The 15534-nt window shown below is 49.1% G+C and carries 16 protein-coding genes; 5 read left to right on the forward strand and 11 right to left on the reverse strand.

The window, feature by feature from the left end:
• Positions 1–51: 51 nt before the first annotated feature.
• Genes vanG through vanT form a run of 3 tightly spaced genes read left to right on the forward strand, consistent with a single transcriptional unit; the run spans position 52 to position 4018 of the window.
• Positions 52–1101, forward strand: a complete 1050-nt coding sequence (gene vanG, locus Psch_RS06710; protein WP_190239596.1) for a D-alanine--D-serine ligase VanG — start codon at positions 52–54, stop codon at positions 1099–1101.
• Between the two features lie 20 nt (positions 1102–1121).
• A complete protein-coding gene (locus Psch_RS06715) occupies positions 1122–1859 on the forward strand; it encodes a M15 family metallopeptidase (protein WP_243123966.1) in 738 nt (245 codons plus the stop codon).
• A 5-nt stretch (positions 1860–1864) separates the two neighbouring features.
• Complete coding sequence (gene vanT / locus Psch_RS06720) at positions 1865–4018, forward strand: serine racemase VanT catalytic subunit (protein ID WP_190240249.1); 2154 nt, start codon at positions 1865–1867, stop codon at positions 4016–4018.
• Positions 4019–4230: 212 nt separating this feature from the next.
• Here vanT and Psch_RS06725 read toward each other — a convergent pair whose 3' ends face one another.
• The 6 genes from Psch_RS06725 to Psch_RS06750 all read right to left on the reverse strand — a co-directional run bounded on the left by Psch_RS06725 (position 4231) and on the right by Psch_RS06750 (position 9010).
• Positions 4231–5508 (reverse strand): copper amine oxidase N-terminal domain-containing protein, encoded by a 1278-nt coding sequence (locus Psch_RS06725; protein ID WP_190239598.1) that lies wholly within the window; start codon positions 5506–5508, stop codon positions 4231–4233.
• A 209-nt stretch (positions 5509–5717) separates the two neighbouring features.
• Positions 5718–6785: an alpha/beta fold hydrolase gene (locus tag Psch_RS06730; RefSeq protein ID WP_243123967.1), complete on the reverse strand. Its 1068-nt coding sequence runs from the start codon at positions 6783–6785 to the stop codon at positions 5718–5720.
• Between the two features lie 217 nt (positions 6786–7002).
• Positions 7003–7350 (reverse strand): GerW family sporulation protein, encoded by a 348-nt coding sequence (locus Psch_RS06735; RefSeq protein WP_190239599.1) that lies wholly within the window; start codon positions 7348–7350, stop codon positions 7003–7005.
• Entirely contained in the window at positions 7343–8005 is a 663-nt protein-coding gene (locus tag Psch_RS06740; protein WP_190239600.1) for a DUF2953 domain-containing protein, read from the reverse strand. The genes Psch_RS06735 and Psch_RS06740 overlap by 8 nt, the downstream gene beginning before the upstream one ends.
• Positions 8002–8442, reverse strand: coding sequence for an anti-sigma factor family protein (locus Psch_RS06745; RefSeq protein ID WP_190239601.1), 441 nt, complete (start codon positions 8440–8442; stop codon positions 8002–8004). Before Psch_RS06745 ends, Psch_RS06740 begins: the two co-directional genes overlap by 4 nt.
• Position 8443: 1 nt before the next feature.
• Positions 8444–9010 carry an RNA polymerase sigma factor gene (locus tag Psch_RS06750; RefSeq protein ID WP_190240251.1) on the reverse strand — a complete coding sequence of 189 codons (567 nt, stop codon included), beginning with the start codon at positions 9008–9010 and terminating at the stop codon, positions 8444–8446.
• 182 nt (positions 9011–9192) lie between these two features.
• Here Psch_RS06750 and Psch_RS06755 point away from each other — a divergent pair, with 182 nt between their 5' ends.
• Together Psch_RS06755 and Psch_RS06760 are read left to right on the forward strand one after the other, a co-directional pair.
• A complete protein-coding gene (locus tag Psch_RS06755) occupies positions 9193–9426 on the forward strand; it encodes a hypothetical protein (RefSeq protein ID WP_190239602.1) in 234 nt (77 codons plus the stop codon).
• Positions 9427–9472: 46 nt separating this feature from the next.
• Positions 9473–9874, forward strand: coding sequence for a type II toxin-antitoxin system HicB family antitoxin (locus Psch_RS06760; RefSeq protein WP_190239603.1), 402 nt, complete (start codon positions 9473–9475; stop codon positions 9872–9874).
• 129 nt (positions 9875–10003) lie between these two features.
• On the opposite strand, the gene Psch_RS06765 is transcribed toward Psch_RS06760, so the two are convergent.
• The 5 genes from Psch_RS06765 to Psch_RS06785 all read right to left on the reverse strand — a co-directional run bounded on the left by Psch_RS06765 (position 10004) and on the right by Psch_RS06785 (position 15444).
• Positions 10004–10951, reverse strand: coding sequence for a transporter substrate-binding domain-containing protein (locus Psch_RS06765; protein ID WP_190239604.1), 948 nt, complete (start codon positions 10949–10951; stop codon positions 10004–10006).
• A 321-nt stretch (positions 10952–11272) separates the two neighbouring features.
• Positions 11273–11884 (reverse strand): FmdE family protein, encoded by a 612-nt coding sequence (locus Psch_RS06770; protein ID WP_345789059.1) that lies wholly within the window; start codon positions 11882–11884, stop codon positions 11273–11275.
• Between the two features lie 45 nt (positions 11885–11929).
• Complete coding sequence (locus Psch_RS06775; RefSeq protein WP_190239605.1) at positions 11930–13642, reverse strand: ABC transporter ATP-binding protein; 1713 nt, start codon at positions 13640–13642, stop codon at positions 11930–11932.
• The gene (locus Psch_RS06780; RefSeq protein ID WP_190239606.1) at positions 13629–14483 is read right to left on the reverse strand and encodes an ABC transporter permease; all 855 of its coding nucleotides are present in this window, start codon (positions 14481–14483) and stop codon (positions 13629–13631) included. Before Psch_RS06780 ends, Psch_RS06775 begins: the two co-directional genes overlap by 14 nt.
• Entirely contained in the window at positions 14473–15444 is a 972-nt protein-coding gene (locus tag Psch_RS06785; RefSeq protein ID WP_206663729.1) for an ABC transporter permease, read from the reverse strand. Before Psch_RS06785 ends, Psch_RS06780 begins: the two co-directional genes overlap by 11 nt.
• Between the last annotated feature and the right edge of the window lie 90 nt (positions 15445–15534).

Below are 15534 nucleotides of genomic sequence, written 5' to 3' on the forward strand. Positions count from 1 at the left end.
CAGGGCAGGCTTTTTGTATTTTTGAAAGATCAGACCAAAGGAGTGATTTTTATGAAACAAAAAACAGTAGCCGTTTTGTTTGGCGGCCATTCCACCGAATACGAGGTATCCTTGCAATCGGCTTGTTCGGTGATAGAAAACCTTCACCCTGAAAAGTATCATGTCATTCTGCTTGGCATTACCCGTCAAGGAGAATGGATGAAATATAGTGGCAACATCCGGCAAATTCAAAACGACACCTGGCGGAAACATGATTCCTGCGTTCCGGCTGTCATTTCACCGGATCGCAATACACATGGCATTCTTGTGCTGGATGGCGGCAAGGCGACGGCGATTCCTATTGACGTAGCGTTTCCTGTTCTGCACGGTAAAAACGGCGAAGACGGCACGGTCCAGGGCTTGCTTGAAATGGCAGGCATCCCTTGTGTTGGATGCGGAACGCTTAGTTCGGCTCTGTGCATGGATAAAGATATTGCTCACAGGCTGGCACACTTGGCGGGGATAAAAACACCCAACTCCATTGTCCTGCCTTCTCAAATCCCGGCTAAGAAGTTATCAGAACAGACTGCTCATATGCAATACCCGTTATTCGTTAAGCCGGCCAATGCCGGCTCATCCTTGGGGATCACAAAGATTTACGATGCGGGTGATTTATCGGGTGCGGTTGAAGCGGCTTTTCAGCATGACTATAAGGTTATCATTGAGGAAGCCATTGCAGGTTTTGAAGTCGGCTGCGCTGTGCTCGGCAACGAAACACTTACGATTGGCGAAGTCGATGAGATTGAATTGTCACAAGGCTTCTTTGACTACACGGAAAAATATACGCTGAAAACCTCTAAAATCCATATGCCCGCCCGCATTGACGCAGATACGGCAAATCGTATCAAACAAACGGCAGCAACCATTTATCAGACGCTAAACTGTTCAGGTTTTGCACGGGTGGATCTGTTTCTGACCCCTGAAAATGAAATCGTCTTTAACGAAGTGAATACCATTCCCGGCTTTACCTCCCATAGCCGCTACCCCAATATGCTAAAAGGTATTGGGATGACCTTTGAGCAGATTGTAGATGAATTAATCAAGCTGGCGATGCAACCATGAGAACGCTCCGATTTGGGAGGATGGACATTGCCAAAGGAAATTTGATCCTTGTCAATCCATTACACCCCTTTAGGGGCGATATGTCAAAGGATTGCCTTGTATCCGTGCGCCCCAATACTACGCATATTCTTTTGGAAAGGCAAGCCGCAAAAATGCTGGCGGAGGTCACGGCCTTTTTAGGCTGCGAGCATCAGATTGTTCCGGTCAGCGGCTACCGAACCATGCGGGAACAGCAGACAATCTATGCGGATTCCCTGCATGAACACGGGGAGGATTTCACCCGAAAATATGTTGCCATTCCCGGGTGCAGCGAACACCAGACGGGCCTTGCGATTGATCTTGCCGAGAACAAGGATGATATTGATTTTATTCGCCCTGATTTTCCATACACCGGCATCTGGGGGCGTTTTCGGGAGTTCTCAATCCAATATGGATTTACCGAACGCTATCCGGCCGGGCGTGAGCAGATTACACACATTGCCCATGAACCGTGGCATTTCCGCTATGTAGGGTATCCTCATTCACAAATGATGAAAGAAAGAGCGTTGACGCTGGAAGAATATACGGACTATCTTAAACAGTACCCCTACCGGGGCGCTCATCTGCGTTTCAAGCGCAATAAACGTGATTTTGAGATTTTCTATGTTCCTGTTCAGCGTGATCATGAAACGATTATAGAAATTTCCGATGGAGTTCCTTATCAGGTTTCAGGCAACAACGAGGACGGCATTGTGGTGACGTTATGGAGGGATCGCTGATGACGATACCTCAAAAAAAAGAATACGCCGGCATTGACTATTTTAGGCTAATAGCAGCCTTCCTTGTAGTTGCGATTCATACATCGCCCTTGTCAGGACTAAATGAAACAGCCGATTTTGTTTTAACAAGGGTTCTTGCCCGTGTCGCGGTTCCTTTCTTCTTTATGGTTTCAGGGTTTTTCCTGTTTTCCAAAACGGAAGCAGAAAAGCTGAATTTCTATGGATTGGCGGTGCTTTTGAAAAAGACTGCTTTCCTATATGGCATCGCCATCCTGCTTTATCTGCCGCTGAATATCTATGCGGGAACACTGGGAGAATGGAGGTGCTTGCCCAATCTCCTGAAAGACATTGTTTTTGACGGTACGTTTTATCATTTGTGGTATCTTCCGGCGGCCATCTTCGGCGCCTGCATTGCTTGGCTATTGCTGAAAAGGCTGCCATCCAGACAGGCATTTATCATCAGTCTGATTTTGTATATCGTTGGGCTATTCGGTGACAGCTATTACGGTATTTCTGAAAAAATTCCGTTTCTAAAAGCAGTTTACCAGAACTTGTTTTGGTTTTCCGACTACACGCGAAACGGCTTGTTTTTCGCCCCTGTTTTCTTCATGCTGGGTGCGCTGCTTGCAAGACAGACGAAAAGGATACCTCTGCAAACCTGCTTAATTGGACTTGCGGTGTCCTTTGTGTTCATGCTCACAGAAGGACTGCTGCTGCACAGTCTTAAGCTTCCAAAGCACGACAGCATGTATTTGATGCTTTTGCCCTGCATGTTTTTTCTGTTTCAGAGCCTGCATTTTTGGAAAGGGAAAAACCCTAAATATTTGCGTAACCTATCCATGCTTATTTATCTGATTCATCCGGCGGTTATCGTGGTAGTTCGTGGTTTTGCGAAAGCGACTGGACTGCAAAGGCTACTGATAGATAACAGTGTCATTCATTATCTGGCCGTTGCGTCAGGCTCCTTTGCCGCTGCCATCGTGCTTGTCATGATTTTGAATAGGAAACGTACCCATAAGTCCAATTCTATGCAACGGCATAAGGATCGGGTATGGGCCGAGATCAATATGCTCAACTTGCGCCATAACGTACAGGTCCTGCGGGATGCGCTTCCTGTCGGATGCGAAATCATGGCTGTTATAAAAGCAAACGCATATGGGCATGGAGCTGCCGAAATATCGGCTTATCTGCATCGCATTGGTGTTGATTCCGTTGCCGTTGCCACGATTGATGAAGCTATCTATCTGCGCAGGAAAGGAACGAAAGGGGAAATCCTTATCTTAGGCTATACATCTGAGGCAAGAACCTCCGAGCTTTTTCGCTACCGCTTATCGCAAACCGTAGTGGATGCGGAGCACGCGCGGGAGTTGAATCGTTTTGGCAAACCGATACAGATTCACATTAAAGTGGATACAGGTATGAACAGGCTGGGAGAAAATTATCGACATGTATCTGAAATAGCTTCTATCTTTGACTGTGAAAATCTTAAGGTCAGGGGGATTTTTTCCCATATGTGTGTGTCGGATAGCACGGAAACCGGCAATGTTGCTTTTACCAAAGCACAAATTCAGCATTTCTATGAGCTTCTGGACGGGTTAAAGGCAAAACACATTCAGCTTCCCAAAATCCACATACAAAGCAGTTACGGGGTTTTGAATTATCCTGAACTACAATGCAGCTATGCCCGAATCGGGATTGCGCTTTACGGCGTTTTAAGCACATTTGATGCACAGACCAAATGCTCATTGGATTTAAGGCCCGTTTTAGCCTTGAAATCGAAGGTTGTCCTGGCCAGAACGATTGAATCAGGAGAGAGTGTTGGCTATGGCCGGGAGTTTGTCGCGGAGCGAGAAACGAAAGTTGCCGTCATTTCCACTGGCTATGCAGACGGTTTCCCGCGCAGCCTTTCCACGGGGAAAGGCCATGTTTTAATTCATGGGTGCCGCGCGCCGATTATTGGCCGAATCTGTATGGACCAGCTTATGGCCGATGTTACCGGGCTTCCTGATATAAAGAGGGGTGATGTTGTCACGCTGATTGGTAAGGATGGCTCCGAAGAAATTACAGCAGAGCAGGTGGCGGTAAACGCTGGGACGATCACCAATGAGCTGCTTAGCAGATTGAGTAATCGTTTAGAAAGGGTATTCCTTGATCTGTAAAAACCATATAGGCGGCCTGGGCATCCTGAACATCCACGAACTAACTGATGAAATGTTGCGCAAAAACAGAGAAACAGCGTAGCCCTCTGGCTGCACCGTTCCCTGTTAATAATACTTCCTTATGAACGCCGGCTTTCGCCGGCATTTGTTAGTTCATTGACTAAGTATTATCCGGCGGCTGACCGCCGGTCACGAAAAATTACAGGTCCGGTTTAATCAACAGGGTTTTTAACGCTGTCATCAATAACGGGGGCTTTAAATGGTTCGCCCAGACCGCTGATGTTAAACTGCCCGTTCATGTCATACTTAATCCTTATTTCCTCCGGAGCTTGCTCTCCGCTTTGGTCGGTGTCAGGGTCTGTGTCAGGTTCCGGGTTCTCCATAGTCAGATCCATCTTGGCATTGAAATTGATGATGTCGCTAATCAGCGTTTCCTTGTTGATCAAAATTGTGTAGAAGTAATCAAGACTGGCGTTTTCCATTATCTGTTGCAACTCCTGCTGCATATCGGCGGGATTTTCCTGTGCCGCCCCGCTGGACGCAGCCTGCATGGCCTGTTGGAACATTTCCTGGAAATTCTCCATGAACTTATTAAAATCCAGAGAAGCATTCAACACATAGTAGTCTTTGCCGTCCACTGTCGTGTCGTTGCCGTAGTTCACCAGAATCCCCATTTCCTTCATCTGCGCGATAGCTTTAAGAGGATCGGACTGGATATCCTGCTGCTGTTTCCAAAATTCGGAGGAGAAAGGCTGCCCCATGGCCTGCCATTCCTGACCGGGCATTTTCATGTACATTTTTTCTTCATCCATGTACATTTCCACAGCCATCTCAGGGATTTGGCCGGCTTCGTCGGCATTGACCTTTTGCGTTATATAAATTTGCAGGGGATCGTTCTGAATCTGACTGGTTAACGACATGCCCAGATTTTTGGGAGCGTCTTCCATAAGCTTCCCGTCGGCCATAATCTCCATGTCTATGTCGAAGGAACCGTCCATAGAATAGGTGTTAATAGCCTGACAGGCAGCATTGGACTTGGCCAGGAGCTCAAGCGGGGCCATGCCGTCCCTGGTCTCTTCTCTGACCAGCGACACCAGCAATTTCTCTGCGTCCCAGCCTACTTCAAAACCAAAAGCGCTGCTGACCGCACGGAGCGGAACATAAGCAACATTGTTGGTTTTAACCGCCGCACGAGGCAGCGCTACGGGTTGGTCTCCGAGCACGGCTTCATCTTTGCCGCTGGTCAAGGTTAGGGCCTTCCCGTTTTCGGTAATGGTCAAGACTTCCCCGTTTTCGCTGAAATCGGCGCCGGATAAACGGGCAAAAGTGCCGGCAGAAATCATTGTTACATCGTTGTCAAGGTAAAGGGCAGGTGAAGGTACCGTATCTCCGTTAACCTGCAGTTGGACCTCCCCGGCGGCAAAAGCAGGGGCAGCCAGGACCACAGTTATTAACGCCACCATAACAACAAAAAACAAACTCTTCCTCAAGGTATCATCTCTCCTTAACTATTTAAATAATTTCAGCCTACTAAATAATAACACATCCAGGGGCAATAATGTGAAGATTATATAATAAAGATAATGATATACAATTTTTCCCATCTGAAGTACTCCAGCGGATAAGCTCGGCAAGTACCTTAAGCCCAAAATCAACAGCCAGTATTCACATCATCGTGATAACTATAGTAGTTAAGCAATTACTTCTTATATGTCTCCTTTTTCGTACGCACTAATTCGTTATTAAACTTTTCTGCTTCCTGCATAAAAGGAGCATGGGCTGAGTTTTCAAACCTTACTAAATATTTTCCTTTAGGCGCATCAAGGACCTCATAATACTTTTCTACCAGTTCAAGAGGTGTATTATAATCTTTTACGCCGTTGAAGAAATATACAGGCATAAGGAACCGGGGACTTTGTTGAAAAACATTGAAGGATAAGCTGGACTTCCACATGGGGCCGCTTCCTCTATTAGCTCCTTTTAACCAGGAATAGTAATCGCTAAGCCTGTATTCAGGGGATTTCAATGCTATAAGCGCCAGTTTATCCATTCCTATATCCATTCCTCCGCCGTAGGAATCAACCATTTTAATAAACGAAACAAAGTCTTCGTGTTCAGTATAAGGAGGAGTTCCTAAATCCTTTAGACGCTTTAAATGTGCTTGATTTCCACTAAGATCAATTTCCTTTTGAAGCCAGGTATGAGCTATTTCATTACCTATTGAAGGGTCAACAACCTGGCTAACAGCGATGTATGCATAATAGTCATTCGGATAATCATACGCAACTTTGCTGCCTATCTGGGTTCCCCAGGAATGACCTACCAGGTAAATCTTCTCCTTATTAAATCTTTTCTTGAGATACTGAGTTAATTCATGGGTATCACCGCAAAACTGCTCGAAAGTCATAGTTTGCTCATCAAAATCAAGCGGATTGGACTTTCCGGCCCCGCGTTGATCCCATTGAACAATAATGAATTCTGACTCCAAAGCTCCATTATAATGCCGTGCTACCGGCATTAGTGGAGCTCCGGGACCTCCATGCAGCCAAAGCAATACCGGATTGGAAATATCGTTTCCCCGGAGCAATATCCATTGGTCCATACCACCGATTTTTGTTTTTTCCAGAGAGGCGATGCTGTTAGGCTTTATACTTCCCTTATCATCTCTAATCTTTGGAGTCCATGCGAATACTTGCTTCCATATAAATACTGCTATAAATATAATTATAATTATTCCAAAAATGATTGCTTTCTTTGATAGCATCATATTTTCCCCCTCTAGTACGAGGTTGTTACATCTTAAATCATACCCTTACTTAGCTGTTTTTGCAAAGTATGTCAGTAATTATATAGCTTGCAATATCCTTGTCCTACCGCCATTCCCGGTAAATTGAATTGCTTTATCAAAAGGGGAACAGCTACTATAAGCCGCTCCCCCAGGTTTACACCCTTCAATTTGTCCTGTTGATAATACTCCTCGTATACTAGTCGTCCTCACCGGGTTTTTTCATTTTCGACATTATCACGGGTACCAGTTCGGCCAGCTTTTCCATAGTGCCCTTCTGCGCGAGGGAATAGATCTTTACATCATCACCCTGCATTATGATCAGAGCTGTCGGCGCGAGCTTGGCGCCGGCCCCGCCGCCGCTACCCTTGCCGGTGCCCCGGCTCGGTTCGCTGCCTTCCCCGTCGCCCAGGCCGAAGCCAAAACTGGCCGTGAGGATGGGAATAATGGTGGTGTTTCCATGAATAATCGGTTCACCTATGATCGTCTTGGTTGAAACCATGTTGTTCAGGCTGGAAAGAATAGCTTCGACATTCTCCTTAAACATGCTGCGCTGCCTCCTTTTTAAACTTCATCTTGTTTTTAATGACGGACAACCATATTCTTCTGACCGGCTTCTGCCAAAGTAAGGTTAAACATATGCCCAGCAGTTCCGCAGGGATAACCCTGCTCCGCAAGGCGCCTCTTAATTCAAAAACAGCTTCCGTAAAAACAGGCTGCATCTTGAGCTTGATCCTGTCCCCGTTGATCAGAGCCACCAGTCCGGCTAATAAGCCGGTAAGGGCGGGATCGTCTGCGCCGTACCGGCCGGACAGCTTCATATCCAACCTGAAAGCCCTGACCAGACGGCGCAAAAAAGCTATACCCGCCTTAAACAGTTCTCCGTCGCTCAATAATTCAATTGTTTTACGCAAGTTAAAATCATTCTTCTTTTTGACCGTTTTTTGTTTTCCAGGGCGCGGTAAGCTTTTTTCCTTCTTCCCTCCCCGCCATAGCGTCAGCCCGCCTATGCTCAGTGTAGTATTAAAAGAACCTTCCCGTACTGCGAAGCCTATCGCCGCCAGTCCGCCGGCCCACTTAAGCCTGGCCTCAATATATTTAATGTCCCCCCATTCACCCCGGCCTGTAAAGTCAAAAGGCATGATCAGCAGGAGGACTAACATGCCTGCAGCTGCTGTCATAATTACCAGGATCGGAGTCAAGGCTTATCCCCCTTGGTCAAATTTCTCCGGGCAAACTGCCAGAGACTTTTGCTAAAAGAAATGGCGCCTGGTTTGTGCATTTTCGGATTGACAGTCTGGTTCAACCAGGGAATCAGACCTGCGCCGGGCAAAAAACTGGCCCCTAATAAAAACGGCTGCCAGGCCATCTCCAGCGTATCCCAAATGCCGGCGCTGTCTTTTTGTTCTCCTGCCCGGCCGCGGATGGTTGAAGTTATTACCTGTTGGCGCAGGTAAGGCAGTTCGGGAGGAGGCGCAACTGTCTCCGTTTCCGCCAATTCCAGCCAGATGAGCTTCAAGCGGGCCAGTTCCCGGCGGCAGGAACGGCAGGAGTTAAAATGCTTTTGCATTTCCTGCCTGGCAAAGTCATCCAGTTCATTATCCATATATGCTTGCAAGTTTTCCAGGTTGCAGTTCATTTTATCCCTCCCAGCCGTATTGCTCCGCCATACCCTGCCGCAAGCGCCGGCGGGCCCGAAATAAGTACGTTTTAACTGAACCTTCAGGCAGCCTGGTTACCTCAGCAATATCCCGGTAACTCATTCCCTCCTGGTGGCGAAGGACCAGGACCAGACGGTACAAGGCCGGCAGCCGTTCAACCATCTCCCAAAGGAGACGGCGGGTGTCCCGCCATTCCACCTCCCGGGCCGGGTCCTCAATTGCCGGCTGTACGTCAGCCAGGGTCAAGCCTTCATCAAGCGGTTGTTCGAGGGATACTCCGGCGGGCGACCGCCGGTTTAAAAAGTTGTAACATGCATTTACAGTTATCTGGCGCAGCCAGGGTTTAAAGGCCCGGTTAATTTGAAAGCCATCCAGGCCGTGGATCACTTTAATGAAGGTTTCTTGTGTTAAGTCCAGGGCGTCTTCCCGGTTACCGGTCAGACGGTAGCATAAGCTGTAGATATAGCCCTCATACCGGGCCAGCAACTGGCGGTAACCCTCTTCCCGTCCTTCCCGGCACAAGCTGATTACCTGGTGATCATCCATATCCAAGGGAGCGCCCCCCTTCCAACCGCTACTATCCAATACACGGGAAAAATTAAAAAGTTTCAGGATACGATAATTTTTCAAATATATTTTTTCTCTTCAAGACACTAATTATCGCTTCTGGAATTATATTGACATTAACTTTTGACATCATATATAATGTCATCGAGAGGTGATAGCTGTTGAGCCAGAGGCAAAAACTAATTGATAAGCTAAAAAACGCAAAAGAAGCGGACTTTGAAGATATTGACACCTTATTAAAACAGCTAGACTTCTCCCGCCGGAATGAAGGAAGTCACTACACCTATACGAAGGCGCCTAACTACATAATTGGGATAGTTCGAAGAAGCGGAAAACCGGTGAAACGGGTATACCTTGAAAACTTAAAAGACCTTCTTGAGCGGATGGGGTTATAAACCCCATCATAAGGCTATACGAAACGAACATAGGAGTGATTCAACTGTGAGTAAAAGCACAAGTAATCTTACAAGTAAAGATGCCAATAAAAATCTAAATTATTACCTCAATCTTGCTTATCCTTTCACCGTAAGACCTGATCTTGATGATGGTGGTTTTGTCGTTGAATTTCCAGACCTTCGCTATTGTGTCGGTACAGGTGATACGATAGAGGAAGCAATTAATGATTCTATGATTGCAAAAAGTGAATGGATTAAAGCAGCTTTTGAGAATCGCATAACCATACCGGAACCATCAAGCAATGAAGATTATAATGGACGTATTTCTCTAAGGATTCCAAGAAGCCTGCACAGAAAAATAGTTGAGACTGCCAAACAAGAAGGTGTTAGCGCCAATCAATTTCTATCTCATTTGATCAGTATAGGTATGGGTAAGAAATCAATATGAAATATCAAAGCCGCTTTTTGCGGCTTTGCTTTTGCTATTATTTTAAAGGCGCCCCTGGAAGTGGGCGCCAAATGGGAAGACCTGAATGGAACTATTCGGGAAATTGTAGATATCGACGCCCTAGAATCTTTAATCCTTAAACCACTTCTTGTAGATTATGTCATACTGACCGTTTGCCTTAATTGTTTGCAAACCTGAATTTAATTTCTGAAGGAGTTCCGGATTGTTTTTGGATACTGCAATACCATAATCCGCAACAGCAAATTTTTCACCCGCTAATCTAAGGTCGTAACCCTGTTTGATAAAATTTGCGGCTACTGGATAATCGCTTATCACAGCTTCAACCGTACCTTCTTCCAGCCCTAAAAAGGCTTGTTCCCAACTTCCAAATGATTTCACTTTGGCATCCGGCACCTTTTTGGCGTGCTCCTCTGCCGAAGTAACACTGAGGACTCCGATGGATTTACCTTTCAGGTCCTGTAAACTGTTGATGCTGCTGTTGTCCGGGCGGACTGCGATAATCAGTCCTGAATGAAAGTAAGGGTCTGTAAAATCCATCACCGCTTTTCTAGCTTCAATAATAGACAAGGCAGAAACGACAGCATCTATTTGCTCGCTACGCAAGGCTGAAATTAATTGGTCAAAAGGCATATCTCTAAAGTCTACCTCCAGATCCGCTGCCTCAGCTATCGCCGCCATCATATCCAAATCAAAACCTACATATCTTCCAGCCTCATCCTGATACTCAAACGGCGGATACGTTGCGTCTGAACCTACAATGATCTTTTGTTTCCCCGAACTTTTCTCACCGATAAATATACTTAAATTGTCTCCATCCCATTCCACCGGCCGGCCCAATGTCTCAGCCACAAAGCGCACGGGAACGTAAGTGACGTCGTTGTACACGAAAGCCGGCTGATCCTGCTCCAGATGCTTTTCGACTCCGTTAAAGAAAAATTTGAGAGGCAAGAAATCCACTGTGATTTGCCGTTGAGAGCCGGACGCAAAACCAATTGTGCCAAAAACCAGCGCGCCAATTAAAACACCTAAGAGTAATGGAAAGACTTTTTTTATCAATCTAGACACCTCCAGGATAAGCATGCGACATTGGATCTTGATTACTAATATGTATACTTCCACCTTTTGCGTCAAGTTTCCTTCATGGCATTGCCATTTTTTGTGGGATAAGCGACACTTCCCCGCCCAAACATAATTTCTCAGTGCCTATACCGTACAAAAAAAGAGAAACCATCACCGGTTTCTGTCAATCCAATGATGGCATAATATACATAGCAAGCGCTGACCTCAGGTTTTTGACCTGCGGAATCATTTATCTATAAAGAATTCATCCAACCATGAGAGGATGAATGCCCCCCTGTGATAACCTGACACCCCCTGCTACCAGCCACGGGTGTACTGGCCGGCGCAGGGCAGGCAGACTACCCTGCCTTCTTGCAACCTGGCGCGGGGTTCCATGACCGGCTCGCCGCATTCCGCGCAGATGAGGGTATCAAATACACGCGCCAGGGGGGGAAGCTCCACTTCTACTTGCCGGACCTCGTAAAGCTCTTCCGCCGGCATTTCGAGAATCCTCTCGGTGCGCTCCCGCTGGATTTGCCGGAAAGCCTCCCGCTCTTCCGGAGAGGCGACACCTCTGAAGTATTTGATTCTCAGTTCCTTGTGCCCGGGATGATTCCGCCAGGCCGAAGCCCTGACGGCAATACGCGCCGCCCGGCCGCTGTCGCGGCAGACAAAGGTATATACCTGCTTGCCGTGGTCACGGTAAAGCAGGTTGCCCTTGCCCAGGCTGCAGCCGGTAAGCGCCTGGACGGCGTCTACACCGCAGGCGTCGTTTTCTACAATAGCCACCAGTTCCTCATCAATTGCGCGGACCGCAGCCAGTTCACCCAAGGCGGCTTTGGACACCCGGTAGCCGATGGCCAGGCCGGGACAGGAGTGGCCATGAAACTCGACTGACTTTTCCCAATCATTTTTTTCTACACTCATCATTTCATCACTCCTTTACCGATTATAATTTTGGTTGTCTCAAAACTATCATACACAGGGCAAAGCCTCCCATCCGGCGCCGGACGGACTTTTCTTAAGCTGTTCCACAGCAGCCTGACCAGGCATGGCTGCCAGCAGGTTTCTGGTATATTCGCTGCGCGGATTTCTTAAAACTTGAGCGCATGGGCCTTCCTCGACGATCCTGCCTTGCTGTATTACCGCCAGCCTGTCGCTCACTTTCCTGGCCAGAGCCAGGTCGTGGGTTATCAACAAGATGGCCACCCCCTTTCTTTCCTGCAGGTTCAACAAAAGCTTGAGTATTTTGGCCTGTACGCTGGGATCCAGCGCCGAAGTGGGCTCATCGGCGATCAGCACTTTCGGGTTTAAAACCAGCGCCCTGGCGATCGCCACCCGCTGGATCTCGCCGCCGCTTAATTGGTGTGGATATTTACGCAAAAACAGATCGTCCGACGGCAGTTCCACATCATTCAACACACCTTTGACCTGTGCCAGTTTCTCTTCTTCTGTGTTCCTCCTGTTTATATCCAGAGGTTCCTTAACCGCCTGCAAGACATTCATACGGTGGTTGATGGACTCTCCGGGGTTTTGAAAAACCATCTGCACCCTTTCGTGGCTCCTGACATTTTTGGCTTTTTCACCCCCGCAATCCAGCAGGATCTGTCCCTCGTCGGCTTTTATCAGACCTATCACGGTTTTTGCCAGCGTGGTTTTCCCCGAACCGCTCTCCCCCACTAGAGCCAGTGTTTCTCCCTCGCAAAGAGTCAGCTCGATGCCCTGCAGAGCCATGTGGGAGCCGAACGACTTGCTCAATTTTTTAATCTCCAGCAAGGGTACGATACCGCCCCGGTGGCAGGCTATCTGACGGCCGCCAGCATTTACCAGGGGCGGTACTTCGCTGCCGCACACAGCAGCCTTCTGGGTACAGCGCGGGTGAAACGCGCAGCCGGCAGCCTCGTGCGACAACCTCCCCGGGATCCCTTGCAGGTCCTTGGTTGTATCCATACCTGGATACGAACGCAGCAGCGCCCTGGTATACGGGTGGCGCGGATTGGCCAGTAATTCCCCGGTAACGCCGGCCTCAACAATCCTGCCTCCGTACAAAACCGCCATTTTATTGGTGAGTCTGGCCGCCGTGGCAATATCGTGGGTAATCACCAGGGAAATCTTGTCTAAAGTAATCTTTTTAAGCAAAGTAATGATATGCGCCTTTGTCAGAGCATCCAGAGAGGCTGTGGGTTCGTCAAAAATCAGGACATCCGGGTTGTTGGACAGAGCCAGGGCTATCAGCGCCCTTTGTTTTTCCCCACCACTAAGGTGGTGAGGGTAAGACCGGGCCTGGCGCTGTTCAAGGCCCACCGTGGCAAGCAGCTCAAGAGCCCTGTTGCAGGCAGCGGCCCTCTCCCACAAACTGTGGATTTCCAGTGACTCGACAATCTGGCTGGCGACAGTATAAAGCGGGTTCAGGGCGTCTTCAACATTTTGAAAAACCATGGCCACCTCTTTGCCCCGCATGCGGCGGCGCTCCTCTTCCGGGCAGGTCAGAATATTCCTTTCATTGAGGATAACAGCGCCTGAGCAGCGCCCTTCCACCAGGCCGAGGATGCTTAAGCCCAGGGTTGTCTTGCCGGCGCCCGACTCACCGATTACAGCCAACACGTCTCCCCTGCGCAGCTCAAAACTCACACCGTTTATAACGGGTAAGCCGTCATAAGAAACCTCCAAATTTTTAACTTCCAGCATGCTTAACCTCTCTTCGCAAACGGGGGTTCAGGTATGTTTCAAGCGCAAAACCAGTAAAAGTGAAACCGGTTACAGTGATGGACAGAAACAATCCCGCAGGCAGCAGCCACCACTTCCAGGCGTCCAGGTAGACAAATTTAAGGGCCTGCTGCATCATCTTGCCCCAGCTGATCATAGACGGATCGCTGACACCCAGAAAAGATAGTCCCGCTTCCATAAACATGGCCCGGCGGATGTCCTGGATGATTACAGCCACCAGCACCGGCCCCAAATCCGGCACGATGTGGCGAAACAACAGGTGGCTCCAGGAGGCTCCGAAAGTGCGGGCCGCCGAAACGGACATCTTTTCTTTAAGGGAAAGGGTTTGCGCCCGTACCACTCTCGCCCCGCCCGGCCAGAGCAGGGCCGAGAGCAGGACCACCAGCAGCATCGTGTTCGGCCTTAAGTAAGCCGCCGCCAGAATAACCACAATGACCGGCGGGATAATAATAAGAGCGTCCGCCAGCCGCATCAGGACCCGGTCATAGAGGCTGCCGCAAAGGGCGGCCGTACCGCCGGCGACAATGCTCAGCATAGTTGAAAGCAGGCCCACACCGCAGCCTACGGCAAGCGACGTGCGCGCTCCATAAAGCAGGTGCGTCCAGATGTCCTGCCCCACGTCGTTGGTCCCCAGCCAGTGCCGCAGCGAGGGCGGGCTGAAGACAGGCCCCGCATAACCGGACGGCTGATAGGAGGTCAGAAGCGGGGCAAAAACGCCCATGGCCACGACCAGAACAATCAACGTGACACCGCCGCGGCCCAGGCTGTCTTGTTTGATTTCCTGCCAGTAGTTAATGTGCATAATTAACCCTCGGGTCGATTTTTGTATACAGCAGGTCAACCAGGAAATTAACCAGTAAAACACTCAGCGCAACCAGCAAAAGGATACCCTCCAGGAGAGGGTAATCCCGTGTCAAGAGGGACTTATATAAAAGCGATCCTATGCCCGGATAGGAAAATACTATTTCTATAAACAACGTGCCTGTTACCAGGTTGGCAAACTGCATTCCTGCCGCGGTGATAACCGGCAACAGGGAGTTTCTCCCGGCGTGACGGTACCTGATGGAACTATCCGTACAGCCCTTGGCCCTGGCGGTTAAGATATAAGCAGAGCCCAGCGTTGCGACCATCGTATTGCGGGTCAGCAGGTAGGCGCCGGTCATGCGCGCTATAACCAGGGCGGCCAGCGGCAAAGCAAGGTGCCGCAGGACATCCAGCGCCAGGGCCAGGCCGCTGTGCCCGGCATACGGCTCCACCGCTCCGGCCAGAGGCGCCAGGCTTAAAAACACACCAAAAAAAAGCAAGAGCAGGATCCCGACAAAAAAGTCCGGCAGCCCGCTCAAAAGCATATTGCCGCCCAGCAAAACCTTGTCCAGCAGCCGGCCCCGCCTGTAACCGGACTCAATGCCCAGAAACAGGCCGAGCAGAGTTGATAAAACCAGGGCCAGGCCGGTCAGCAACATGGTCCAGGGTAAAAACCCGAGAATAACCCCGGCCACCGGAGCATTATAAAAATAGGAGTATCCCAGGTCGCCCCGGCAAAGCGAGCCCAGGTATGAAACCAGCTGTTCGAAGGGGGAGCGGTCCAGGGCAAACCGCCTGATTAATTCTTCCTGCAGCTGGGGGGTCATGGCCAGAACAGCCTCGTCCCCGTATATGGCCTGCAGCGGGTCGCCCGGCATCAAACGCGGCAATATGAAGTTGACGGCCAGGATCACGAGCAAGGCTATCATATAATTGGCAACCAGCCCGGTCTTGTTCACTGACTGCTCCCCTTTACTTCAATTTCAGCTCCCGCAGCAAGCATCTCCATCGGCAGGAGGAAAACCAGGCGATGCGGGTCCGGTTTCAAC

Origin of the sequence: Pelotomaculum schinkii, from assembly GCF_004369205.1 — a bacterium.
In the GTDB taxonomy this organism is placed as follows: Bacteria; Bacillota; Desulfotomaculia; order Desulfotomaculales; family Pelotomaculaceae; genus Pelotomaculum_C; species Pelotomaculum_C schinkii.